Raw genomic sequence first — 22,537 nt, forward strand, 5'->3', positions numbered from 1 at the left:
CCCATCTGCGCGGGCGCACGGCAAAGCCGACCTGATCCTTGGGTTTGCGCACGATGTCGACGGTGATGATCGTTGCGGTCGCGGGCCTGTCGCCGGCATAGCCTGCATCGGCGAAGGCCTTGGCGATGAACGGGAAGGTCCACCACGCGCGCGAGACGTCAAACAAGGTCTTTTCGAGCACGTCCACTTGAACCGTGGGCGACAGCCAGATCATCAGGAGGGAAGAGAATGTCCCGACCAGGATGCTGGCAACAGCTGCAGGGGTCGTGAACCGCTTCCAAGTGATGGACAGAAGCAGCGCGGGGAAGTTCGCTGAGGCCGCGACGGCGAAGGCGAGCCCGGCCATGAACGCGACGTTCTGGCCCTCGAAGACGATGCCCAGGAACACCGCCAGCGCGGCGATGGCCACCGTCGCGATCCGAGCGACCTTGAGTTGCTCGCGCTCGGAGGAATGCCCCTGGCGAACCACGTTGACCCAGAGGTCGTGGCAGACCGTCGCCACCCCGGACAGGGTCAGTCCGGCGACGACGGCGAGCATCGTCGCGAAGGCCACGGCACAGATGAAACCGAAGAAGCCGGGGCCGCCGACCGTCAGGGCCAGGAGAGGCGCGGCCATGTTGCCGCCGCCCCCCGCCTTGGACACGACTTCGGGACCGACAAGGACCATCGCCCCGAAGCCGATCACGAAAACGAGGAGGTGGAACGAACCGATGATGCCGGTGGCATAGAGGATCGACATCCGGGCCTCTTTCACGTCCGGCACTGTGAACGCTCGCATCAGGACGTGGGGCAGTGCGGCGGTTCCGAACATCAGTCCGACGCCCAGCGAGATCGCGTCCCAGCCGCTGCCGGCGACCTTGGTGCCCGGCTGGAGCACGCGGTCGCCGTACTTCTCGGCTGCGGCCGCGAAGAGGTGCAGCGGGTTCATGTCAAAGTGCGCCAGCACCAGAAGCGCCAGGATCAGGCCGCCGATGGACAGCAGCACGGCCTTGATGACCTGCACCCAGGTCGTCGCCAGCATGCCGCCGAACAGCACGTAGACGAGCATCGCCGTCCCAACCACGACGACCGAGGCGTTGTAGGGAAGCCCGAACAGGAGTTTGATCAGCGAGCCCGTCGCGACCATCTGGGCGATCAGGTAGAGCAGGATGACGGTCAGCGTTCCGATGGCCGCGGCCGTCCGCACCGGCCGCTGACGCAGGCGGTAGGCGACCACGTCGGCGAAGGTGAACTTGCCGAGATTGCGCAGGGGCTCGATGATGAGGAACGAGATGATCGGCCAGCCGACCAGAAAGCCGATGGAGTAGATCAGCCCGTCGAAGCCGTTCGAGGTGATGATGCCGGCGATGCCCAGCAGAGCCGCGGCACTCAGGAAGTCGCCGGCCAGCGCCCAGCCGTTCTGCCAGGCCGTGATCTGCCCGTCGGCGGCGAAGAACTGCTCGGTCGTCCGCGTCCGCCTTGCGGCCCAGTAGGTGATGCCGAGCGTCAGCGCCATGAAGACGAAGAAGAAGGTGACGGCGAGTGGATTGTTCACGGCTTGCATCGGACCCGCCCCTCAGTTCGTGATGCGGCGCACGGCCGGGTCATAGAAGCGGTTCGCCCAGACGACGTAGGCGAGGCAGAGCGCGAAGGAGCCGACGATGACGCCGGCCCCGAGCAGGATGCAGAGGGAGAGACCTGGGACGAGGATCGTGCCGAGCGTCGGCTTCGCGAAGGCGAACATCCCCATGAACGCGAAGTACATCACGATCATCACGACGCTCAGCGCCGTGGCGACCCGCGCTCTCCTTCTCGAGAGATCTAGAATTCTGTGATCGTGCTGGGAGATGGGATCGCTATCGCGCGAAAGCATGCTGAATTTCCGTCCGCTGGCGTTTGGTTCGAGAGGAAGAGCTTCTGAACTCAGGTCTTCGGAAATCACGCAGCCTTGCCGTGGGAGCCGGCCGCGTCGAGACGCCTCAATTGCCGTGGCGCCGCAGCGGAGGCGCCGCGGCTTGGTCGCCGCCTTCATGCCCCGACCATGCGAGCACCGGACCGAAGGTGCCCGGGTCGCCGCCTCCGCGGTCGGCACCTTGCGCCGCCGGAGGTGCGGCTGCGGCCTCGAAGCTGATTGGCTCGCGCGGCGTCCGATCGACCTTGACCTGGAAGATGTCGAAACGGTTGTAGTAGCCGACCACGTCGTGGAACTGCTTGGGCTCCACGCAGGCCGCGACGTCGATGTCGGCATAGACGATGGTCTCGGCCCCCTGATGCGGCTCGACGACATGCGATCCCGTCGGGTCCAGGACCATGGAGACCCCCGCAGGCGTCCGCTCGACGATGTCGGCCAGGGCGGCGTCGCCGTCACACAGGACCGATGTCGCAGCCTCGTCGAGGACGGCGGAGCAGACGATATTGAAGACTTTGGCTTCGAAGGCGTGGGCCCCGGCGCGGATCTCGATGGCCCGCTTCAGATCGTAGGCCGCGCTCTCGCCCGGCCGGCGGGTCGGCCACGCCGGCGGGTAGGTCGAGATGTGGACCTGCTCGCCCTGGGCCATCAGGGCGTAGCGGGCCAAGGAGTTCGTGTTCTCGCCGCAGATCAGCATGCCCACCCGTCCGATCTCGGTCTGAGTCACGCGCAAGCCGCGGGCGTCGCCGTTCGCCCAGACGAGCTTCTCGTAGAATGTCGGGACCAGCTTGCGGTGATGGTTGAGGATGGCGCCGTCGCGCCCGATCAACACGTTCGAATTCCAGAGGCAGCCGACGCTGGCCTCGGTGCTCTCGCTGAACCCGAGGGAGACGACGACGCCGTGTCGCCGGGCGGCGGCACGCACCGCGCCGATCTCCACCCCGTCGAGACGGACGGATTGGGCGGCCAGTCGCTTGAAAAGGTCATGGTTGTGGATCGGCGCGCGCAGGGCGACCCAGAGGGGAAAGCCCGGCATGTACCCCTCGGGGAAGACGATGAGGTCCGCACCCGCGCGAGCCGCTTCGCCGATCAGCGCCACGGCCTTCTCGGCCGAGCCGGCGCTGTCGAGGTAGACCGGCGCGACGTGACAGGCGGCGGCCTTTAACTGCGGGTATTCGGCGGGCATTCGTGCGGCTCCAATTCCAGGGATACCGCCGTTTCAACAGAGACCCGCCGTCCGGCGAAGGCCGGAAATACGCAACGCGCGGTGCGGTGATGCCGCCCTATGCTCAAAATTCGTTCAGATAGGCTGCCTCATCGGTGAACAGGTCGGTGAGGAAGCGGGTGACCGCACGAACCCGGCCGACGCATTCGATGTCTTCGTGCACACCGAGGTAGAGGTCGCGGCGCACCACCACCTCGTCCGGAAGCACGGGCACCAGCGCCGGGTTGGTCTTGGCCGAGAACAGCGGCAGCAGGCAGATGCCCGCGCCTGCCGCGACGGCCGTCTGCTGGGCGGCCATGCTGGTGGAGCGGAAGACGACGTTCGAGGGTGTCAGGACTTCCAACAGCCAGTGGACCGGGCTGATGGCGACCAGATCGTCGACGTAGTCGACGAAGTCGTGGTCCTGGAGCTCTGCGCGCGTCGCCGGGCGGCCGCGGCCGCGGCCGAGCAGGTAACGCTCCGATGAGAACAGGGCCAGGCGGAATTCGCCGACTTTCTTGATACGGAGTCGCTGACCTTGTGGCGGCACGAACGACACCGAGATGTCGGCCTCCCGCTTGGTCAGGTTGATGAGGTGCCGCTCGGTTACGAGCTCGACGACGACGTCCGGTACCGCTGCTGCGAGCTCGATGAACTTGGCCGCGAGATAGAACGCGGCGATGCCCTCCATGCTCGCGACACGGACACGTCCGATCGGCTGGGCGATGTCCTGTAGCCCGAGCGCTTCCGGGACCGAGACCATCTTCTGCTCGATGGCCTCGGCGATCACGAACAGCTTGTGGCCGGCCTCGGTCAACGCGAAGCCGTCCGAATTACGGTTGAACAGGCGAGAATCCAGGTTGCGCTCCAACTCGGCGATGCGGCGGCTCACCGTCGTATGGTCGACCTTGAGGCGGCGCGCAGCTGGCATGAGCCGGCCGTGTCGGGCGAGTTCCAGGAAGAAGGTTAAGTCATTCCAATCGAACATGCCGTTCCCTTAGCCGGTCGGAGCGTAGCTCGTTCCCTTAAGCCGCGGAAGGCGCTGGCTCAGGGCCGTGCCCGACCACGTTGGGTCGGGTCGACGCCTTTGTTGCCACCACCGGCGCGGTGATCCACGAGGGCGGTACCCGGGCCTGCTACGTGCCGGTCACTGACACGATCCACCTGCCGCCCCACGCCGCCTTCTTGACGCCCACCGGCTACGCCGGCACTCTGGCCCATGACTCGTGCACTGGACCGGCGCCCCGCACCGCCTCGACCGCGACCTCACCGGTCGGTTCGGCGGCCGCGCCTACGCTGCCGAGGAGCTGGTGGCCGAGCTCGGCGCCGCCTTCGTCCTGGCCGACCTCGGGCTTGCGCGCACGCCCCACCCGGACCACGCAGCCTATCGTGCCTTCTGGGCGCCGCTGCTGCGCGCCGACCATCGGGCGCTGGCCACGGCCGCCGCCTAGGGCTCGCGCGCCGCGGACTACCTCGCCGCGCTGCAGCTGGTCGGTCGGGAGGCACCGGCGATACAGGATGAGGGGAGTACCATGACAGCCCCTTACCAGAGGCCGCACCGCCCCGGACGCGCATGCGCATGACCACCGCGGGCATCGAGCAGGCGCGCGGAGCATGAGCCCGACGCCTCCTTTTCCTGCCGCGTCCTTGATGCGCTCCACCCCGCCCCCACCGGCAAAGACCCGGCCGGCGGCGGCACGACGCCGGTCACGTGCATGGCGAGGCCGGCTCGATGCGTACGTGACCGCGCTCATCGCGCTCGACCGGATGGACGATGCGGCGGCGATAGGGCGTTTCAGGCCTCTGTAAGGTGTGGTTGGCCTGTACAAGTTAGGCGCCTCGGCGGCGCTCGGTTCGAATCCATGAATTCGGGCAGTCACGGCGCCGGCGTCGAAACATTAGGGGCGTAGAACCGATTCAGACGAGCGCCGAAAGTCTAACCGTTCCGGTCAACCCTATCGGACACGGGAAGGATCGATCACCAGAATATACTCGCAGGCTTCGGTTCCAACATTGCTGAACGCGTGTCCGGCATCGGCCTCAAAGTACAGGCTGTCGCCGGCCTCGGCAATGACGGTGCGGGTGCCGATCACCGCGCGGAGGCGGCCCCGGAGGACGTAGATGTATTCCGAGACGCCGCGGCGGTGAGCGGTGAACTCGCCTGTGCCGGCACCGGGCGGAAGCGTGTTGAGCACCAAATCGATGCCCCGCCCCGGCAGGACCGGCGACAGGCAGCGCCGCAGGAAGCCGGATTCCTCGTCCCGCAGGACCGGCTGACGGCGCGCGGGGATGAGCAGCACCTCGAGATCGGTCGCAGGCGCCATCAGGCGCGAGAAGGTGACGCCCAGCGCTTCGGCCAGACGCGAGAGCACCACGGTGGACGGCACCGCCTCGGCGCGCTCGATCTTGGAGATCATTGAGCGGCTGACGCCCGATCGCGCCGCGAGCGCCTCCAGCGACAGGTCGAGTTCCCGGCGGCGGCGGCGGATCTCCTCCGAGACGTGCATTTGAGAACCCGTCTCCGCCGCGATCTGCGCCGGGGCGACCGTCTCCCTCACCGACATGCCGTCTCCTGCTCCCCATCAGCCCGATAACCTCGACGGACCGGACGTACGGACACCTTTTGACCGCTGACTAGATCATCGCCTCGACTTTTGCACTCGACCGCACCCGTAGGAAGCTGCCGCTGTCGAGCGGCGAGATTTGAGGGGCACCGATGTCCGGGGCCGCATGGTTCCGTCGACCGATCGGCGCTGCAACATCTGGCACGTCGCTTGCCTCCACTAGACTGGAAATATCTCCAATACGATGGAGGCTTTGCGATGGCCAGTGCGGCGACAGCGACGGAGGCCAGCCTCGGCCCCGACCGGAGCGACGTGTCCCTCGCGGACCGACGACAGATCGTCTGGTCGAGCGTGATCGGCACCACGGTCGAGTGGTACGACTTCCTGATCTACGGCACAGCGAGCGCGCTGGTGTTCAACAAGCTCTTCTTCCCGAGCGTCGACCCAGTGGTCGGCACGATCGCCGCTTTCGGATCCTACGCGGTGGGCTTCCTCGCCCGCCCCCTCGGCGGGATCGTCTTCGGCCATTTCGGCGACAAGATCGGCCGCAAGGCCATGCTGTCCCTAACGATCATCATCATGGGGCTCGGCACGTTCCTGATCGGCTGCCTGCCAACCTATGCGCAGATCGGACTCTGGGCTCCGATCCTCCTCGTCACGCTTCGCCTCGTCCAGGGCATCGGCATCGGCGGCGAATGGGGCGGCGCGGTCCTGATGGTGGTGGAGAGCGTGCCTACCGAGCGGCGCGGCTTTTTCGGGAGCATCGTCCAGCTCGGCTACCCGCTCGGCGTCATCCTTTCGATCGGGGCGTTCGCGCTGGCGGGCCTCATGCCCGAGGCGGAGTTCCTGGCCTGGGGCTGGCGCCTCCCGTTCCTGGCGAGCGCGTTCTTGGTGTTCGTGGGCCTCTTCATCCGGCTCCGGCTGCACGAGACGCCCTCGTTCAAGCGCGTGAAGCAGCAGGCCGCGTTCGCCAAGATCCCAGTCATGGAAATCCTGACGGAGCATCCTCGAACCTTCTTGAAGGCCGTCGGCCTGAAGGTGTCGGAGATCGCCTACGTCAGCGTCGTCACCGTATTCTCGATCTCGTACGTGACGGGAAAGCTCGGCCTGCCCCGCGGCGTCGTCCTCAACGGAATCCTGATCGCCGCCATTATCGAGCTCTTCACGATCCCGGCGTTCGGATGGCTCTCGGACCGCTTCGGACGGCGACCACTGTTCGTGGCCGCCTGCGTGTTCTCCATCGTCTTCGCTTTCCCGCTGTTCCAGCTCCTCGACACCCGCGACCCGACGATCATCACCCTCACGATCGCGGTCGCCCTGAGCTTCGGCCAAGGCATCATGTTCGGGACGGGGGCCGCCTGGATGTCGGAACTGTTCGACGCCCGGTTGCGCTACAGCGGCGCCTCCCTCGGCTTCCAGGTCGGGGCGGCGCTCAGCGGCGGCTTCACGCCGCTCATCGCGGCGGCCCTGCTAACCTGGGCCTCGGGCGCGACCTGGCCGATCTCAATCTACCTGATCGTGCTGGCCTGCGTGACGCTGCTGGCGGCGCTCTCGGCGCCCGAGACGGCGCGCTGTCAGATTGATTAGACGGATCCACCGCAGCGGATCACCGCGGCGCCGAGGGTTCTCCGGTCCGCCAAGGGCTTCCAAATCGGTGGATTTTATTCCAGGATCATGGATGACGGCTGGCGCCGGAGCCGGCCTCGTGGAGGACGAATGGACAGGACGATCATCAAGACGGACAAGGCTGCGCCCGCGGCCGGTCCCTACGCCCAAGCGACCCGGGTTGGCGATCTCGTCTTCGTCTCCGGCCAGCTTCCGATCGACCGCGAGACGGGTGCGTTCCCCGAGGGCGTCGAAGCTCAGACCCGGTGTTCGCTCGCCAACCTCGCGGCGGTCCTCGAAGCCGGCGGCGCGAGCCTCGCCACGATCGCCAAGACGACCGTGTTCCTGAAGGACATGAACGACTTCGCCGCGATGAACGCGGTCTATGCAGAGCATTTCCCGGGCGACGCCCCGGCCCGCTCCACGATCGAGGTCGCCCGACTGCCGCGCGACGCACTGGTCGAGATCGAGGCGATCGCCCTCGCGACACGGTAGGAGGACGTCGAATGACCAATTTGTCACCCCCGCGCATGGTCGAGGCCTTCGCCCATCCAGCCGGTTCGATCGCCGTCGGCGTGCCCGGCGGCGCGGTCGGCTGGCGGGGCACGCTGCTCGCCATCCACATCGCCTCGGCGGCAAGCTACGAGATGGAGGAACTCGCCGAGGCGCGGTGCGTCGCTGGCCGCGGCATCGAGGGCGACCGCTACTATCTCGGCTCCGGCACCTACTCGCCCAAGCCCGACACCCGTGAGGTGACGCTGATCGAGCAGGAAGCGCTGGACGCGATCAACCGCAATGACCCGCCGCTGCAAGCCGGGCCGCTACAGATCGCGCCCATCGACCACCGTCGGAATCTGACCGTGCGCGGGGTGCCGCTCAATCACCTCGTCGGCCGTCGCTTCCGGGTGGGTGAGGTGATTCTGCGCGGCGGGCGGCTGAACTTCCCGTGCAAGTATCTGGAGGAGTTGCTCGGCCTGCCGGTCTACCTGCCGCTCTACAACCGCTCCGGGCTCAATTGCGGGGTCGAGCGCGGCGGCGTCCTGCGCCCCGGCGATCCCATCGAAATGCTGGACTAGGCCGTGAACGCGCGCCTCGTCATGAAGCTGCAGGTCGCGGCGGCCGTCGCGACTACGCCGGACGTGTTGCACCTCACCCTGGTTCATCCGCGCCGGCCGGAACTCCCGGCCTGGACGGCGGGCGCCCACGTCGACCTGCGTCTCCCCGACGGGCGCGTGCGCCAATACTCGCTGTGCGGCGACCCGGCCGATCGCGGCCGCTACGAGATCGCGGTCAAGCACGAGACGCCGGGGCGCGGCGGCTCGGCCTGGGTGCACGGCAACCTCGCGCCCGGGGCTGTTGCGGACGTCTCGGCGCCGCGCAACAATTTTCCCCTGGCGACGGGCGCACAGCGGCATGTCCTGGTGGCGGGCGGCATCGGCGCGACGCCGCTCCTCGCCATGGCACGCACGCTGTCGGCTCACGGTGCCGATTTTGAGCTCCATCTTTGCGCGCGCTCCATGATTCATGCGCCGCTTCTGGCAGACCTGCGAACTGTCTGCGGGCCGCGCCTGCACGACTGGTTTTCCGAGGAAGGCCGGCGCTTCGATCCGGCGCTCCTGCGCGGCCCCGACGCGAACACCCATGTCTACGCTTGCGGTCCTCGCCGCCTTACTGAGGCCGTGCAGGCGGCGCTCGCCGCAAATGGCTGGCCGCCCGAGCAAGTCCATGTCGAGCACTTCGCCGCCGTCTCAGACGAAAACTTCAAGCCGGAACCATTCGGCGCGCGGATCGCCTCCACCGGCGCTGTACTCCACGTGCCGGCGGACCGTTCGCTCCTCGATGTGCTGCGCGAACACGGTTTCTCCCTACCCTCCTCGTGCGAACTCGGTGTCTGCGGCGCCTGCGAATGCGGCTACCGCGACGGCACGGTGATCCACCGCGATGCGGTGCTCCCGATCGGGAAACGCCAGGATCGGATGACCCCGTGTGTCTCGCGCGCCCGCGTCGGCGTGACTCTGGACCTTTGACGGGCCCGCGATGGATCGACGGGCGTTCGCGTGACGGTCGAGGGGAAAATTCCAAGAATAGGTCACGAAGCAGTCGTAAGCTGCTCACGATATGGGCGGCAAGGGGATATTTTATGCTAAACTACTGCTGCTCATCAATTTTGTTGGCGCCTCCCTGAAAGCCTAGCTACGTTGGCTGGGTCTCGTGGGCTGATCACGAGGCTGCCGTGAGGTGGTGAAGATGCCGCGCAAGTCTCAGGACGGAGCCTTCCCGCGCCAACCGGACGTCCTGACGGTGCCCCCGGCGACCCTGCGCGGGAACCAAGCCTACGACGTTCTGCGCCGCGCGATCGTCTCGTGCCGGATCCTGCCGGGCATGCGCTTCACCGAGGCCGAAGTGATGGAGCGTTACGAACTCGGCAAGGCGAGTTGCCGGATTGCGCTGCAACGGCTGATCCAGGAGGGCTTCGTCGCTTCGATGCCGCGGCAGGGCTACCGGGCGGCCCCCGTCACCGTGAGGGATGTCGACGAGGTTTTCGCGCTCCGCGTTGTCCTGGAGCCGCTGGCCGCGCGGGGGGCAGCCGGCCGCGTAAACCGGGCCCAGCTCGAACGGCTGGAGCGGGCCTGCCGCGACCGTGCCGTGACCGACGTCGGCAACCAGATCGACTTCTTCCTCGAAGCCAACCGCAGCTTCCACATGGCGATCGCGGTCTCGGCCGGTAACCAGCGCCTGTGCCGGACGCTGTCGGGCCTCCTCGACGAGATGACCCGGCTCGTTGCGCTGGGGTTCGGCGTGCAGGGCGTCCGGCCGAACATCGAGAATGACCACAGCCTGATGATCGAATGCCTAGTCGCCGGCGATGCCGACGGAGCAGAAGATGTGGCGCGCCGTCACGTCGAGACGTTCCGCGAGATGACGATGCAAAAGGTCGTCCAGAGCCTTCGTGATACCGCCGCCCTCGTGCCGATCGATGCGGCGCTCCAGAGCGGCGACGGCTCCGCATGAGCGTCGTTTCAATCAGGGGCGTGAACAAATGGTTCGACCGGCGCGAGGGCGAGCCACTCCATGTTCTGCAGAACATCGACATCGAGGTGCCGGCGAGGGCGATCGTCGCGCTGCTCGGAGCCTCAGGATGCGGCAAGAGTACCCTCCTGAACATCATCGCCGGACTGATCCCGCCCGACAGCGGAACCGTGCTTCTCGACGATGTGCCGTCCGCCGAATTCCGGAACTGGCACTCGATGACCTACATGTTCCAGGAGGATCGGCTGCTGCCCTGGCGCACGGCGGCCCAGAACGTCGCGTTCGGGCTCGAGGCTGAGAGCCTTCCCGCGACGGAGCGGCGCCGGCGCGCCTGCGAGACGTTGGCCCTCGTCGGGCTCGCCGGCTTTGAGGACGTCTATCCGCACGAGTTGTCCGGCGGCATGCGCAGCCGCGTCGCCCTCGCGCGCAGCCTCGTAACCGAGCCGGCGATCCTCCTGATGGACGAGCCGTTCTCCAAGCTCGACCCGTCGATCCGGGCGCAGATGCATGCCGAGGTCCTGCGCATCGCGAGCCTGCGGAAGATGACGCTGATCTTCGTCACCCACGACGTCGAGGAGGCGATCGTCCTCGCCGACCACGTCGTCGTCTTGCATCCGCGTCCCGGGCGCGTCGGCGAGGCGCGTGCGATCGATCTGCCCTATCCGCGCAACCCGCTGGCGCCGGACGTCGCCGAGGCGGTGCGCGGCCTGCGCCTCGCCCTCGCAGGCTTGAGTCCCGCGTCATGCTAGAGCGGACGCCCCCACCCTTGCGCACGCCGCCATCCCTCCGCGCGACGCGCCGCGCCGCGACCAGATTGCGTCGCCTGCGCCTCGTCGCGATGCGCTTCGGCCTGATCGCTCTCGGGCTGGCCGCCTGGCAGGCGGCATCACTGCACGCGCCGAGCTTTGTCCTGCCGAGCCCCGCCCGAGTCTGGGGCGCGTGGTGCGCGCTCGTCGCCTCGAAGAGCTTTGCCACCGACCTCGGCATCACCTTCGGCCGCGTCGCATCCGGCTTCGCGCTGGCCGCTTTGGTCGGGCTTCCGCTCGGACTGCTGCTCGGTGCGAGCCGGGCGCTGGGCGCGTTCTTCGAACCGGTCCTGACGGTTGTGAACACGGTTTCCTCGACCATCTGGGCGATCTTCGCGCTGATCTGGTTCGGGCTGTCGAACTGGACCACGATCTTCGTGGTGTTCATGACCGCGATGCCGCTGATCCTGACCAACGTCTGGCAGGGCACGCGGACGGTGAACGCCGACTACCTCGAACTCGCGCGCACCTTCCGCATGCCGCGGTGGAAAGTGCTCTTCAAGGTCTATCTCCCGACGATCCTGCCGTCGTTCTTCTCGGGCGCACGCCTCGCCTTCGGGTTCGGCGCACGCGTCAGCCTGGTGGCCGAGTCCCTCGGGGCCAGCAGCGGCATCGGCTACCGCCTGCGGCAGGCCGCCGACCTCGTCCAGACCGATCAGGTCTTCGCGTGGACGCTCACCCTAGTCACGCTGATGATCGGGCTTGAATCCCTCGTGCTGAAGCCCCTGGAGCGGCGTCTCTTCGCCTGGAAGCGGACCGCGCAGACATGACCATCGCCCTTCGCCACCGCCCCCTCGGTGCCTTCGACCGCGACGACCACGACCTTTGGAGACGTGCCTCGATGACCGTGATGAAACGCGTCGGCCTGGTCGCCGCAGCCCTCGCGAGCCTTGCCGCCGCACCATGCCCCGCACGCGCCGAGACCGTGCGGATCGGCTACTGGAGTTCCGGGGTGAGCCTCGGCTTCGGGGCCGTCCTCGAAGCCGGCAAGTTCATGGAGAAGGAGGGGCTCACCGTCGAGTACCTCAAGTTCCCGGATGTGAACGCGCCGACCAAGGCCATGGCCGCGGGCGCGATCGATTTCGCCATCGCTGCCAGCGCGGGAACGTCCTTCAGCGTCGCCTCCGACGGCCTCCCCTTCAGCATCGTGCTGGCGACCCAGGTGGCCGACCTCGACTTCGTCGTCCCGGAAGCCTCGCCGATCCGGACGATGGCCGACCTGAAGGGCAAGAAGATCGGGACCTCGCCCTCGGGCAGCGCCACCGCGGCGATCACCTCCGCGATCCTGGAGACGAATTACGGCATCAAGCCCTCGGACTACGAAAGCGTGCCGGGCAACGATCCGCGGCTGGCGCAATTCCTGGCGCAGAAGGACATCGACGCGGCCGCCCTGCGCACGGTCACCCTGGCCCTGCTGCCCGATGCCAAGCTGCGCAAGCTCGGCTCCTTCCGCGCCGAGTGGAAGGCGATCACCAAGCAGGACGCGCCGCCCGTCCTCGGCGTCGGGCTGATGCGCAACGACTGGCTCAAGGCCAACCCCGCGGGGGCCGCCAAGGTCGTCGCCGCCATGCGCAAGGCCTACGAGTTCGGCAAGGGTGACAAGGCCGCGGTTGCACAGGCGCTCATGGCGGCGGCCAACCTCGGCGAAGCCGACGCGAAGGCCTACGCCGCCCTCTGGGATCACATCTACACCGTCAGCATGGAGCCGGCCGACGTCGCCTCCCTGAAGAACGAGTTCGCGGTGTTCAAGGCCGTCGGCGTCGTCAAGGGCGACCTGCCCGACGCCGCGCTGGTGACCGGCCCCTACGAGGCGTCGAAGGCGATCCGGTGACCGCCCGCGCCATTCAACGATCAACCGGAGGAGACAGCATGTCCGAGACGATGAAGGCCCTCGTGCTTCGCCAGCATGGCGAGATCAGCGACCTCGCCGTCGTCCACGACCACCCGAAGCCGAAGGCCGGCCCCGGCGAAGTCGTGATCCGGGTCGGCGCCTCGTCGTTCAACTACCACGACGTCTTCACCGTGAAGGGCATGCCCGGCATCAAAGTACCGTTTCCGGTGGTGATCGGCCTGGACATGGCCGGGCAGGTTGTCGAACTCGGCGAGGGCGTCGCGAACTGGAAGGCGGGCGACCGCGTCCTCGTCAACCCGCTCAACAAGGCCAAGGGCCTGATGGGCGAGATGATGGACGGCGGCATGGCTGAATACTGCCGCGTCTCCGCCGACCAACTGATCGCGATGCCCCCGGACGTGAGCTACGCCGACGCGGCGTCCCTGCCGGTGGCCTACGGCACCGCGCACCGGATGCTGATCACCCACAAGACGGTCAAGGCGGGCGACCGGGTCCTGATCCTCGGCGCCAGCGGCGGCGTCGGCACCGGATGCGTGATGCTGGCCAAGCAACTCGGCGCCGAAGTGATCGCCTGCGCCGGCAGCGCCGACAAGATGGCGCGCCTGACCGAACTCGGCGCCGACCACGTCGTCAACTACCGCGAGACCGACTTCTCGAAATGGGCGATCCAGACCTACGGCAAGCCCCAGCGTCGCACCTACGAGGGCGGCGTGGACGTGGTCATCAACTTCACCGGCGGCGACACCTGGGTGCCGTCGCTGAAGTGCCTGAAGCGAGGCGGGACCCTGCTGGTCTGCGGCGCCACCGCCGGCCACGATCCGAAGGAGGATCTCCGCTACGTCTGGAGCTTCGAACTCAAGATCGTCGGGTCCAACAGCTTCTACGACGACGACCTCTCGGCGTTGATGGACATGATCCAGGCCGGCACGCTCAAGCCGGTCGTCGACAAGGTGCTCTCCCTCGAAGAGGCCGCCGAGGGCCTTCGCATGATCCAGGACCGCGAGGTCATGGGCAAGATCGTCGTCGCTCCCTAGGACCGGATCAACAGCATGTCGGACACCTCACTCACCAAGGAACAGGTCGAGGCGCTGCTTCTGCGCGGGCCGTTCCACCAGTGGCTCGGCCTCGGCGTCGTGGCCGTCGGCGAGGGCACGATCGAACTCGCGGCCACGTGGCGTCCGGAATGGGTCGTCAACGCCGAGAAGGGCTACACGCACGGCGGCATCCTTGCGACGCTGGTCGACCTCACGGCCGACTGGGCGCTGGTGTCGAAGACCGGACGCGGCGTGCCGACGGTGGACCTGCGCGTCGACTACCATCGGGCGGCGATGCAGGGGAACCTGCGCTGCCTTGGCAAGGTCGTGAAGTTCGGCGGCCAGATCTCGGTCGCCGAGGCGCAGATCCTCGACGCCGAGGGCCGCCTGCTAGCCAGCGGGCGCGGCGTCTACATGACGGCACCGGCGAAGTGATCGTGCCGACCGGCGCCGGCGAAGGGATCGCGCTTTCTAGGGGGCGGACGGCATGAGCCGCCCCGCGAGCCGATCCGCCTATGACGGACTGGACCATGTCGTCGTCAACGCGATGCGCGACATGGACGCCGCCGCGGAGACCTTCACGGCGCTCGGCTTCCGGCTGACGCCGCGCGGGCATCACTCGCTCGGATCGATCAACCACCTGATGATGACGCGGGGGCCGTATCTCGAGCTGGTCGGTGTGCCGGAAACCGGGCTCCAGCGCCGCGACGTACTCGACTCGCCCTTCGGCCTGAACGGCCTCGTCATCGCCAGCGGCGATGCGGACGCGAGCTTCGCGCGGCTGAGCCGGACCGGGCTGCCTGTCGAGACGCCGGCGACGTTCTCCCGCCCGGTGACCGTCGCCGGGCGGACCGAAGAGGCGCGCTTCCGCACCGTTCGGTTTCCCGCCCACCTCTTCCCGGCGGGCCGGATCTACCATTGCGAGCACCTGACGCCGGACCTCGTCTGGCGACCGGAATGGTTCGCCCACCCCAACGGCTTCAACTGGATCGATCGGGTCGTCGTCACGAGCCGCGATCCCGAGGCGGAGGCCGTCCGCTACGCGGCCGCCTGCAACGCGCTCGCGCAGCCCGATGCCGACGGGTGGTCCATCCGGCTCGGGGACTTCCACCTCCACGTCGTCGCCGGCGGCGCGCCGCGCTTCTTCGAACTGGGGTTGCGCTTCGATACCCTGGAGGAGATCGAGCGCCGGGCCCGTGCCCTGCCGGGGGCCCTGTGGCTTCGCCACGACGCCGCCCGCGCAACCCTGACGCTCGCCGCCCTCGACCTTCTCGTGACCTGCCGGAGTTCATGATGAGCCGCGCCGACGCGATCGACAACCTCGGCGCCCTCGTCGACCGCTCCGGCGATCCGGACCGGCCGGTCTTCATCGGGTTCGACGGCGAGGCGCGCGAGACCGTGATGACCCGCGCCGGCCTCGACGCGATGGCCGACGCGTTCGCCCGCGGTCTCCTGCGCGGGGGACTCGCGCGCGGCGACCGGATCGCGATCCTCGCGGCGAACCGGCCCGAGACTGTCGCCCTCGTCCTTGGAGCCATGCGGGCCGGGATCGTGCCCACACCGGTAAATCACAAGTTTCCCGCGTCGACGGTGGCGTGGGTGATCGCCGATTGCGGCGCCCGCCTCGTCGTCTGCGACGCCGCCCGGCACGCGGCCTTCGCGGGTGCCGTCCCCATCGCCGTCTTCGACCGCGACGGTCCGGATGGGCTGGCATCCTGGCTCGACCCCGGCGCGTTCGAGGCTGTTCGGCCGTGGGCCGACGAGGCGGCGCTCTGCCTCTATACCTCGGGGTCGACGGGGCGGCCCAAGGGGGTGATGTTGGGCCATGCCGCCCACCTCTGGGTGGTGCGCACGCGGATGGCGGAGGCGGACCTCCGCGCTGAGCGCCTGCTCATCGCCGCGCCGCTCTACCACATGAACGCGCTGGCCCTTGCGCTCCTGGTCTGCGCCTCGGGATCGAGCGCGGTGCTGCTCCCGCAATTCGACGCGAAGCGCTACATCGCGGCGGTCGGGCGATACGGCTGCACCTGGCTCACCGCCGTGCCGCCGATGATCGCGATGATGCTGCGCGAGGCGGGCGCCCTGGCCGAAGCCGACCTCTCGGGGGTCCGCACCCTGCGCATGGGCTCTGCGCCGGTGAACGAGACCCTCATGGACCAGACCCGGACGCTGCTTCCGAACGCCCGGATCATCAACGCCTACGGCACGACCGAGGGCGGTCCGATCGTCTTTTCCGGCCATCCCTCGGGCCTTCCCATCCCGGTCGGCTCGGTCGGCCACCCGCATCCCCAGGTGCCCGTCCGCCTGGTCGGGCCGGAGGCGCCGGACCTCGGCGTGCTGCAGTTGAAGAGTCCGGCGATCATGCTCGGCTACCACCACCGCCCGGACACCCCTTCCCCGATCACGTCCGACGGCTACTACGACACCGGCGACGTGTTCCGCCGCGATGCGGACGGATTCTACTTCTTCGTCGGCCGTGCCGACGACATGTTCGTCTCGGGCGGCGAAAACATCTTCCCCGGGGAGGTCGAGACGGTGATCGAGACGCATCCGGACGTGCTCCAGGCCTGCGTCGTGCCGGTGGAGGACGCGATCAAGGGGACGAAGCCCGTCGCCTTCGTGGTGCGCCGCCCGGGCGCGGCCGTCACCGAGGCGGAGGTCAAGAGCCACGTGCTCGCCCACGCCCCAGCCTACCAGCACCCGCGCCGGGTCTGGTTCCTCCAGGGTATGCCCCTCGCCGCGACGGGCAAGATCGACCGCAAGGCGCTCCTCTCGCAGGCCGAGGCGGATCTGCGCAAGGCGGATCTGCGCGGCTCTGATGCGACCGGCTCATGAGCCGTCCGACCGATAGGGACCGACCCTGGGTCTCCCAGGCGATCCGGCGGATCGAGGCCGACATCAACCGCTCGGCGGACACGCACCTGATCCGGCTGCCCCTTCCGCACGCCCCCGGGATCGAGCTCTATCTCAAGGACGAGTCGAGCCATCCCACCGGCAGCCTGAAGCACCGCCTCGCCCGCTCGCTGTTCCTCTACGCCCTGTGCAACGGCTGGATCGGCCCCGAGACGACGATCGTCGAGTCCTCCAGCGGCTCGACGGCCATCTCGGAAGCGTATTTCGCACGTCTGCTCGGGCTGCGCTTCTTCGCGGTAATGCCGCGCTCGACCTCGGCCGAGAAGGTCGCCACGATCGCCTTCCACGGCGGAGAACCACACCTCATCGACGGCGGGAACGTCAGCGACGCTGCCCAATCGCTCGCCGGCGAGATCGGCGGCCATTACATGGACCAGTTCACCTTCGCCGAACGGGCGACGGACTGGCGCGGAAACAACAACATCGCCGAATCGATCTTCGCGCAGATGGCCCTGGAGGACGCCCCGGTCCCGGCCTGGATCGTCTGCGGCGCCGGCACCGGCGGTACGTCCGCGACCCTCGGCCGGTACATCCGCTACCGCACCTACCCGACGCGCCTGTGCGTCGCGGACCCGGACGGCTCGGTGTTTCACCGCCATCACGCCGACCGGACGGTCCAGGGCGTTCCCGCCTGCGGCAGCGTCATCGAGGGCGTCGGCCGGGCGCGGGTCGAGCCGTCCTTCATCCCTGACCTGATCGACCGCATGATCGCGGTGCCCGACGCGGCCAGCATCGCCGCGGCCCGGATGACGAGTGCCCGCCTCGGCCGACCCTGCGGCGGCTCAACGGGCACGAACGTTTGGGCTTGCCTGCATCTCGTCGAGGAGATGCGCGCGCGCGGCGAAACCGGATCGGTCGTCACTTTGCTCTGCGATTCCGGGGAGCGCTATCGCTCGACGCTCTACGACGACGGCTGGCTCGCCGCCCGGGGTATCGATCTGACGGAAGCCGAGACGCGCCTGGCCGCCTTGTTCGGGACCCTGGCATGACGGTGCCGCCTGCCCCGCAGCCTACAGTCGACGCCCCGAAACGCCACGCTGCCGGGTTCCCCCGATCCACCACGCGCCGGCGAACCCGAATGGAGACGACGCAATGGCCCACGCACTGTCTTCTGGCACCAACGGTCCCGTCGCGGGCCACGGGGCGAACCAGCCCGATCTTGACCGCCCCGAGATCCGCGAGGCCAGGGCCGACCTGGCCGCCTGCTTCCGCATGGCGGCCCGTCATGGGCTCGAGGAGGGCATCTGCAACCATTTCTCCGCCCTGGTGCCGGGTTACGACGATCTCTTCCTCGTCAATCCCTACGGCTACGCCTTCTCGGAGATGACCGCGTCCAAGCTCCTGGTCTGCGACCTCCACGGCACCGTCGTCGCGGGCGAGGGGCAGCCCGAGGCGACGGCGTTCTTCATCCACGCCCGGATCCACGCTCGCATCCCGCGGGCGCGCGTCGCCTTCCACACGCATATGCCCTACGCCACCGCCCTCTCGATGACGGAGGGCGAGCCGCTGATCTTCGCCGGCCAGACCGCGCTCAAGTTCTACGGCCGCACCGCGGTCGACCGCCACTACAACGGGCTCGCTCTCGACACCCGAGAGGGCGACCGCATCGCCGACGCCGTGGGCGAGGCCGACATCGTCTTCATGAAGCATCACGGGGTGATGGTCTTGGGACCCACCATCGCCGAGGTCTGGGACGACCTCTACTATCTCGAACGGGCGGCCGAGGTGCAGACCCTGGCCCTCTCCACCGGGCGGCAAGTCCTCCCCGTGGAACCCGCGATCGCCGAAGCTGCGTACCGCCAGATGCGCGCCGGCGATCCCGAATCTGCCCGTCTGCACCTTGCCGCGATCCGAAGGACCCTGGATCGCGAGGAGCCGGCATACCGGGATTGAGGCGACGGACGTAAACGACGGAACGGGCGACCTGATCGCCAATCCGCATGTTCGCGACGCCTACCTCGGTGGCTGACCCGGAACGGCCCGTGCGGATGCACCTCGGTCCTCTCCACCTTAGCGATGAGGCCGCACCGATACCGATCCTGGTGAGAGGGCGACATCTGATCCTCATGCGGGACGGCGAAAGGCTCGTCGCGGCGGAGCGGGCCTGCCCTCACGAAGGCGCCGACTTGTCGCTCGGACGCTGCGCGGCGGGCCGGATCCATTGTCCGAGGCACCTAGCCTCCTTCGACCTCGCATCAGGAGCGGTCTCGCCGGGCTGGTCCTTCCGTGCGCTTCGCCTTTACCGCGTGATCCGAGCGAATGATGGTCTCTGAACCACTATGGACTAGACCCGGGTGAAGCACTTCCTGCGCGGCCTGGAGCAGGTCGCCGTGTCCCGTTCGAACCGCACATGCTTCGCGCGATGCCTAACGCTCTGCGGACGGCGCGCAGCCGAAGCTGGTTCGATAGCTGCGGGAGAAGTGGGCGATACTCGAAAACCCGCAAGCCGTCGCGATTTCGCCGATCCTGAGCGGGCTCTGGCGAAGCAGACGCCGGGCGTGGGCGAGGCGGATCGCCTTGTACTGCGCCGAGAAGCTGAGGCCGCACTTCTCCCGGACCAACCGATCGAGATGGCGCTCGCTGAGTGCGGCGAGACCGGCCATCGCGCGCCGGCTGAGCGGTGCCTCGACGGTCGTCTCCATGGTCTCGAGGACGGTCAGCAGGGCGGGGTGATGGACCGCGTAGCGCTCGGCCGTGGACGCTCGCTGCGGATCGGCCGCGGCGCCGATTGCCGTGTGAAGAAACCAGTCCGAGACGCGCCGCGCGAACGCCTCGCCCATGCGCCCGGCGATCAGGGTATGGATCATGTCCAGGGGGGCGACGCCGCCGCCGCAGGTGAGACGGTCCGGATCGGTGACATAACGTGCGTGCGCGAGGCGCGAAGTCGGGAACGCTTCGACCGTAGCGCCGGCATATTCCCAGTGGACTGTGAAGGGACGATCCGAAAGGAGCCCGGCTGCGGCCATCACGTAAGGGCCGCCGGAGATCCCTCCGATGCGCACGCCGAACCGGGCCAGACGCCGCAGCACGGCGTGGATGACGGGTCGGTCCCACGCGGTCGGTTCTCCGCCGGCGCAGACGAAGACGGTATGGAGACGCCCGTGCTCGCGGGGCAGCCCCTCCGTCGGCACTTCCGCCCCGGAGGAGGATGCGATCCAGCCCTCTCCCGTCTCTCCGAAGTAGCGCAGCCGGTAGAGGTCGCGGCCGGCGAGTTGATTGGCGGCCCGGAACGGTTCGCATGCTGAGGCGAACGACAGAAGCGCGAAGCCGGGAAGCAGAAGGAAGCCGATTTCCTGGGTACGGTCCCCCGACGCCGCGACTCCCAAACCCGCCGTTTTCTGCGCACCCTGTCCCATAGGCACAAAAAACCGTCTCTTGACGACAAGCGCAACGGCGAAGGTCGATCATGCTGGCCACCATTCGCCGTTTTCGCCGAGGGACGCACGCCAAATGCCCGGTTCCGTCGTCCCCACGCTGCATCCGTCTCCGACACGGGCTGCGCGCCGTTGCGGGTTCCCGCAGCAGGAAGCCGCCTGATGGCCGGACGGGTCGACGTCGCCGTGCTGGGCCTCGGCGCGATGGGAAGCGCGGCCCTCTATCAATTGGCGCGAAGGGGCGCCTCCGTGATCGGCCTCGATCGCTTCGCACCGCCCCATACCCTCGGGTCGAGCCACGGCGAGACGCGGATCACCCGCCAGGCCGTCGGCGAGGGGAGCGACTACGTCCCCTTCGTCATCGCCTCCCATCGCATCTGGCGCGAGCTCGAGGCGGAGACCGGGGAGCCCCTCCTGAACGCCTGCGGCGCCCTCGTCATGGCTCCCGGCGACGGCGTCTCTTCTCACCACGGCAAGCCGGATTTCGTCGGCCGCTCGGTAAGTGCGGCACGCAGGTTCGGGATCGCGCACGAGGTGCTCGACGGTGCGGCTGTCGCCCGTCGCTTTCCGCTATTCCTGAACCTCGCCGGCGACGAGAAGGCCTATTACGAGCCCGGCGGCGGCTACGTCTTCCCCGAGCGATGCGTTGCCGTGCAGTTGCGGCGCGCGGGCGAACGGGGCGCCGAGATCCGGACGGGGTGCGAAGTCCTGGCCCTGCGCCAGGACGCGGCCGGCGTGCATGTCAAGACGGCCGACGGCAGCATCCTCGCGGACCGCGCCGTCGTCAGCGCCGGCGCGTGGACCGCTCCGCTCCTCGGCCGCCCGTTCGACAGGCTGCTCACGGTCCGGCGCCAGCTCCTGCACTGGTACGCCGTCGACGATGTCTCGGCCTACGGACCCCGGGCTCCGGTCTTCATCTGGATGTACGGTACCGGTGACACCGACTACCTTTACGGCTTCCCGCCGATGCCAGGCGTCCGTTCGATCAAGGTCGCGACCGAGCAGTATGACACGGCCACCACCGCCGATGCGGTCGAGCGCGCCGTCGATCCGGGTGAGGCGGAAGCGATGTATCGGCTGCGCGTAAAGGGGCGCCTCGCCGGCGCGACTGCGGAGGTCGTCCGATCCGCTGCTTGCGTCTACACCGTGACGCCCGACCGCGGCTTCATCATCGACCGCCACCCGGAGATGGACCGGGTGCTCGTGGTCTCCGCTTGCTCCGGCCACGGGTTCAAGCATTCGGCCGGCATCGGTGAGGCCGTGGCCGAGGAAATGACCGGCGGCGGTAGCCCGATTGATCTCGCGCCCTTCGCGCTCGCGCGATTCCAATGATAGGCCTGACGATGGCTCGTCGATTGCTTGACGCGAAACCACACCGCCTGACCAGGACCGATCCGATGCAACAGACGATCCGCGCCCTCATGACTGCCGGCGCGCTGGCCGCCACCTCGGTCTTCGTGCCCCTCGGCGGAGCCGCCGCCGCCGATGGGATCGAAGCGATCAAGCAGCGCGGGACGCTGATTGTCGGCGTCAAGGCCGACTACAAGCCCTTCGGCTTCCGCGATCCGAGCGGCGCGATCATCGGACTCGAGCCGGACCTGGCCGCCGACGTCGCCAAGCGCCTCGGGGTGAAGCTCGAACTGGTGCCGGTGGTCTCGGCCAATCGGATCGAGTTCCTGCAGCAGGGCAAGGTCGACCTGCTGATCGCCACGCTTTCCGACAAGCCGGAACGCCGCCGCGTGATCCAGGCCATCGACCCGCAATACTACTCGGACTTCGTCAACGTGATGCTGCCCAAGACTGCAGGCATTACGGATTGGGCGCAGCTGAAGGGCAAGCCGCTCTGCGCGACCTCCGGTGCCTGGTACAACAAGGACGTGGCGCGCACTTACGGCGCGGAGATCGTCGCCTTCGACGGCTCCGAGAAGCCGCTCTTCGCGCTCAAGCAGGGCAACTGCCTCGGCTACCTCTACGACCAGAGCATGCTGCAGGGTAAGCTCCTCGACGAAGACTGGAAGGCGGCCTACGCCCTCCCCTTGACGGGCATTCTGGATGCGCCGTGGATGATGGCCGTCGCCCCCGGCAACACCTCGCTCCAGACGATGATGGAGGCGACCACCAAGGACTGGATGAAGTCCGGCCTCATCATCGACGAAGAGAAGAAGTGGGGCATCGAGCCGACCAGCTACTCGAAGGCGATGCACGAGAAGTACAAGAACGCGACCAACTGATGCTCCACCCTCAGCAAGCCCGGCCGCGGCGGCCGC

22 protein-coding genes and 3 pseudogenes are annotated in these 22,537 nt (G+C 68.0%); 18 read left to right on the forward strand and 7 right to left on the reverse strand.

The window, feature by feature from the left end:
* The 5 genes and pseudogenes from MKK55_RS26885 to MKK55_RS26905 all read right to left on the reverse strand — a co-directional run.
* A pseudogene (locus MKK55_RS26885) lies at nucleotides 1-139 on the reverse strand (IS5/IS1182 family transposase); the annotation flags it as partial.
* Nucleotides 131-1,543 (reverse strand): annotated as a pseudogene (locus MKK55_RS26890) (sodium:solute symporter family transporter); the annotation flags it as partial. The pseudogenes MKK55_RS26890 and MKK55_RS26885, both read right to left, overlap by 9 nt.
* A gap of 12 nt (nucleotides 1,544-1,555) precedes the next feature.
* Nucleotides 1,556-1,852: a DUF485 domain-containing protein gene (locus MKK55_RS26895; RefSeq protein ID WP_243947495.1), complete on the reverse strand. Its 297-nt coding sequence runs from the start codon at nucleotides 1,850-1,852 to the stop codon at nucleotides 1,556-1,558.
* 106 nt (nucleotides 1,853-1,958) lie between these two features.
* On the reverse strand, nucleotides 1,959-3,074 hold the full coding sequence (locus tag MKK55_RS26900; RefSeq protein ID WP_243938673.1) for a carbon-nitrogen hydrolase family protein: 1,116 nt from the start codon (nucleotides 3,072-3,074) through the stop codon (nucleotides 1,959-1,961).
* 103 nt (nucleotides 3,075-3,177) lie between these two features.
* Nucleotides 3,178-4,080 carry a LysR family transcriptional regulator gene (locus MKK55_RS26905; RefSeq protein WP_243938675.1) on the reverse strand — a complete coding sequence of 301 codons (903 nt, stop codon included), beginning with the start codon at nucleotides 4,078-4,080 and terminating at the stop codon, nucleotides 3,178-3,180.
* Nucleotides 4,081-4,199: 119 nt separating this feature from the next.
* Between MKK55_RS26905 and MKK55_RS29160 the strand changes: the two are divergent.
* Nucleotides 4,200-4,543: pseudogene (locus MKK55_RS29160) on the forward strand (zincin-like metallopeptidase domain-containing protein).
* A 504-nt stretch (nucleotides 4,544-5,047) separates the two neighbouring features.
* Here MKK55_RS29160 and MKK55_RS26915 read toward each other — a convergent pair.
* Nucleotides 5,048-5,656, reverse strand: a complete 609-nt coding sequence (locus MKK55_RS26915; protein WP_243947489.1) for a helix-turn-helix domain-containing protein — start codon at nucleotides 5,654-5,656, stop codon at nucleotides 5,048-5,050.
* A gap of 258 nt (nucleotides 5,657-5,914) precedes the next feature.
* Between MKK55_RS26915 and MKK55_RS26920 the strand changes: the two genes are divergently transcribed.
* The 15 genes from MKK55_RS26920 to MKK55_RS26990 all read left to right on the forward strand — a co-directional run bounded on the left by MKK55_RS26920 (nucleotide 5,915) and on the right by MKK55_RS26990 (nucleotide 19,169).
* The gene (locus MKK55_RS26920) at nucleotides 5,915-7,243 is read left to right on the forward strand and encodes an MFS transporter (RefSeq protein WP_243938679.1); all 1,329 of its coding nucleotides are present in this window, start codon (nucleotides 5,915-5,917) and stop codon (nucleotides 7,241-7,243) included.
* Nucleotides 7,244-7,372: 129 nt separating this feature from the next.
* The gene (locus MKK55_RS26925; RefSeq protein ID WP_243938681.1) at nucleotides 7,373-7,756 is read left to right on the forward strand and encodes a Rid family detoxifying hydrolase; all 384 of its coding nucleotides are present in this window, start codon (nucleotides 7,373-7,375) and stop codon (nucleotides 7,754-7,756) included.
* 11 nt (nucleotides 7,757-7,767) lie between these two features.
* Nucleotides 7,768-8,337, forward strand: coding sequence for an MOSC domain-containing protein (locus tag MKK55_RS26930; protein WP_409566130.1), 570 nt, complete (start codon nucleotides 7,768-7,770; stop codon nucleotides 8,335-8,337).
* A 3-nt stretch (nucleotides 8,338-8,340) separates the two neighbouring features.
* Nucleotides 8,341-9,288, forward strand: coding sequence for a PDR/VanB family oxidoreductase (locus tag MKK55_RS26935; protein ID WP_243936809.1), 948 nt, complete (start codon nucleotides 8,341-8,343; stop codon nucleotides 9,286-9,288).
* Nucleotides 9,289-9,508: 220 nt separating this feature from the next.
* On the forward strand, nucleotides 9,509-10,273 hold the full coding sequence (locus MKK55_RS26940) for a GntR family transcriptional regulator (protein ID WP_279596382.1): 765 nt from the start codon (nucleotides 9,509-9,511) through the stop codon (nucleotides 10,271-10,273).
* Nucleotides 10,270-11,040, forward strand: a complete 771-nt coding sequence (locus MKK55_RS26945) for an ABC transporter ATP-binding protein (protein WP_243938686.1) — start codon at nucleotides 10,270-10,272, stop codon at nucleotides 11,038-11,040. Before MKK55_RS26940 ends, MKK55_RS26945 begins: the two co-directional genes overlap by 4 nt.
* Nucleotides 11,041-11,057: 17 nt before the next feature.
* On the forward strand, nucleotides 11,058-11,867 hold the full coding sequence (locus MKK55_RS26950; protein ID WP_243938688.1) for an ABC transporter permease: 810 nt from the start codon (nucleotides 11,058-11,060) through the stop codon (nucleotides 11,865-11,867).
* Nucleotides 11,864-12,928, forward strand: coding sequence for an ABC transporter substrate-binding protein (locus MKK55_RS26955; protein ID WP_243938690.1), 1,065 nt, complete (start codon nucleotides 11,864-11,866; stop codon nucleotides 12,926-12,928). The genes MKK55_RS26950 and MKK55_RS26955 overlap by 4 nt, the downstream gene beginning before the upstream one ends.
* A 38-nt stretch (nucleotides 12,929-12,966) precedes the next feature.
* A complete protein-coding gene (locus MKK55_RS26960; RefSeq protein ID WP_243936802.1) occupies nucleotides 12,967-13,983 on the forward strand; it encodes a zinc-binding dehydrogenase in 1,017 nt (338 codons plus the stop codon).
* 15 nt (nucleotides 13,984-13,998) lie between these two features.
* A complete protein-coding gene (locus tag MKK55_RS26965; protein WP_147726782.1) occupies nucleotides 13,999-14,418 on the forward strand; it encodes a PaaI family thioesterase in 420 nt (139 codons plus the stop codon).
* Between the two features lie 52 nt (nucleotides 14,419-14,470).
* Complete coding sequence (locus tag MKK55_RS26970) at nucleotides 14,471-15,277, forward strand: VOC family protein (RefSeq protein ID WP_243938692.1); 807 nt, start codon at nucleotides 14,471-14,473, stop codon at nucleotides 15,275-15,277.
* Nucleotides 15,277-16,818 carry a class I adenylate-forming enzyme family protein gene (locus MKK55_RS26975; RefSeq protein ID WP_147843120.1) on the forward strand — a complete coding sequence of 514 codons (1,542 nt, stop codon included), beginning with the start codon at nucleotides 15,277-15,279 and terminating at the stop codon, nucleotides 16,816-16,818. The genes MKK55_RS26970 and MKK55_RS26975 overlap by 1 nt, the downstream gene beginning before the upstream one ends.
* Complete coding sequence (locus MKK55_RS26980) at nucleotides 16,815-17,885, forward strand: PLP-dependent cysteine synthase family protein (RefSeq protein ID WP_147726778.1); 1,071 nt, start codon at nucleotides 16,815-16,817, stop codon at nucleotides 17,883-17,885. Before MKK55_RS26975 ends, MKK55_RS26980 begins: the two co-directional genes overlap by 4 nt.
* A 103-nt stretch (nucleotides 17,886-17,988) precedes the next feature.
* The gene (locus MKK55_RS26985) at nucleotides 17,989-18,789 is read left to right on the forward strand and encodes an aldolase (RefSeq protein ID WP_147843111.1); all 801 of its coding nucleotides are present in this window, start codon (nucleotides 17,989-17,991) and stop codon (nucleotides 18,787-18,789) included.
* Between the two features lie 95 nt (nucleotides 18,790-18,884).
* A complete protein-coding gene (locus tag MKK55_RS26990; RefSeq protein WP_279596387.1) occupies nucleotides 18,885-19,169 on the forward strand; it encodes a Rieske (2Fe-2S) protein in 285 nt (94 codons plus the stop codon).
* A gap of 93 nt (nucleotides 19,170-19,262) precedes the next feature.
* On the opposite strand, the gene MKK55_RS26995 is transcribed toward MKK55_RS26990, so the two are convergent.
* Nucleotides 19,263-20,252: a GlxA family transcriptional regulator gene (locus tag MKK55_RS26995; RefSeq protein WP_243938694.1), complete on the reverse strand. Its 990-nt coding sequence runs from the start codon at nucleotides 20,250-20,252 to the stop codon at nucleotides 19,263-19,265.
* A 180-nt stretch (nucleotides 20,253-20,432) separates the two neighbouring features.
* Between MKK55_RS26995 and solA the strand changes: the two genes are divergently transcribed.
* Both solA and MKK55_RS27005 read left to right on the forward strand, forming a co-directional pair.
* Complete coding sequence (gene solA, locus MKK55_RS27000) at nucleotides 20,433-21,602, forward strand: N-methyl-L-tryptophan oxidase (RefSeq protein WP_243936793.1); 1,170 nt, start codon at nucleotides 20,433-20,435, stop codon at nucleotides 21,600-21,602.
* A gap of 65 nt (nucleotides 21,603-21,667) precedes the next feature.
* Nucleotides 21,668-22,501 carry a transporter substrate-binding domain-containing protein gene (locus MKK55_RS27005; protein WP_243936792.1) on the forward strand — a complete coding sequence of 278 codons (834 nt, stop codon included), beginning with the start codon at nucleotides 21,668-21,670 and terminating at the stop codon, nucleotides 22,499-22,501.
* The last annotated feature ends 36 nt before the right edge of the window (nucleotides 22,502-22,537 follow it).

Origin of the sequence: Methylobacterium sp. J-059 (genome assembly GCF_022829485.1) — a bacterium.
Lineage (GTDB): Bacteria > Pseudomonadota > Alphaproteobacteria > Rhizobiales > Beijerinckiaceae > Methylobacterium.

Coding starts and splice junctions, on each gene's coding strand:
- MKK55_RS26995 (WP_243938694.1), bottom strand. CDS start 20,252: ATGGGACAGGGTGCGCAGAAAACGGCGGGTTTGGGAGTCGCGGCGTCG.
- solA (WP_243936793.1), top strand. CDS start 20,433: ATGGCCGGACGGGTCGACGTCGCCGTGCTGGGCCTCGGCGCGATGGGA.
- MKK55_RS26975 (WP_147843120.1), top strand. CDS start 15,277: ATGAGCCGCGCCGACGCGATCGACAACCTCGGCGCCCTCGTCGACCGC.
- MKK55_RS26905 (WP_243938675.1), bottom strand. CDS start 4,080: ATGTTCGATTGGAATGACTTAACCTTCTTCCTGGAACTCGCCCGACAC.
- MKK55_RS26965 (WP_147726782.1), top strand. CDS start 13,999: ATGTCGGACACCTCACTCACCAAGGAACAGGTCGAGGCGCTGCTTCTG.
- MKK55_RS26920 (WP_243938679.1), top strand. CDS start 5,915: ATGGCCAGTGCGGCGACAGCGACGGAGGCCAGCCTCGGCCCCGACCGG.
- MKK55_RS26980 (WP_147726778.1), top strand. CDS start 16,815: ATGAGCCGTCCGACCGATAGGGACCGACCCTGGGTCTCCCAGGCGATC.
- MKK55_RS27005 (WP_243936792.1), top strand. CDS start 21,668: ATGCAACAGACGATCCGCGCCCTCATGACTGCCGGCGCGCTGGCCGCC.
- MKK55_RS26970 (WP_243938692.1), top strand. CDS start 14,471: ATGAGCCGCCCCGCGAGCCGATCCGCCTATGACGGACTGGACCATGTC.
- MKK55_RS26940 (WP_279596382.1), top strand. CDS start 9,509: ATGCCGCGCAAGTCTCAGGACGGAGCCTTCCCGCGCCAACCGGACGTC.
- MKK55_RS26895 (WP_243947495.1), bottom strand. CDS start 1,852: ATGCTTTCGCGCGATAGCGATCCCATCTCCCAGCACGATCACAGAATT.
- MKK55_RS26930 (WP_409566130.1), top strand. CDS start 7,768: ATGACCAATTTGTCACCCCCGCGCATGGTCGAGGCCTTCGCCCATCCA.
- MKK55_RS26925 (WP_243938681.1), top strand. CDS start 7,373: ATGGACAGGACGATCATCAAGACGGACAAGGCTGCGCCCGCGGCCGGT.
- MKK55_RS26945 (WP_243938686.1), top strand. CDS start 10,270: ATGAGCGTCGTTTCAATCAGGGGCGTGAACAAATGGTTCGACCGGCGC.
- MKK55_RS26955 (WP_243938690.1), top strand. CDS start 11,864: ATGACCATCGCCCTTCGCCACCGCCCCCTCGGTGCCTTCGACCGCGAC.
- MKK55_RS26960 (WP_243936802.1), top strand. CDS start 12,967: ATGTCCGAGACGATGAAGGCCCTCGTGCTTCGCCAGCATGGCGAGATC.
- MKK55_RS26915 (WP_243947489.1), bottom strand. CDS start 5,656: ATGTCGGTGAGGGAGACGGTCGCCCCGGCGCAGATCGCGGCGGAGACG.
- MKK55_RS26985 (WP_147843111.1), top strand. CDS start 17,989: ATGGCCCACGCACTGTCTTCTGGCACCAACGGTCCCGTCGCGGGCCAC.
- MKK55_RS26990 (WP_279596387.1), top strand. CDS start 18,885: ATGCACCTCGGTCCTCTCCACCTTAGCGATGAGGCCGCACCGATACCG.
- MKK55_RS26900 (WP_243938673.1), bottom strand. CDS start 3,074: ATGCCCGCCGAATACCCGCAGTTAAAGGCCGCCGCCTGTCACGTCGCG.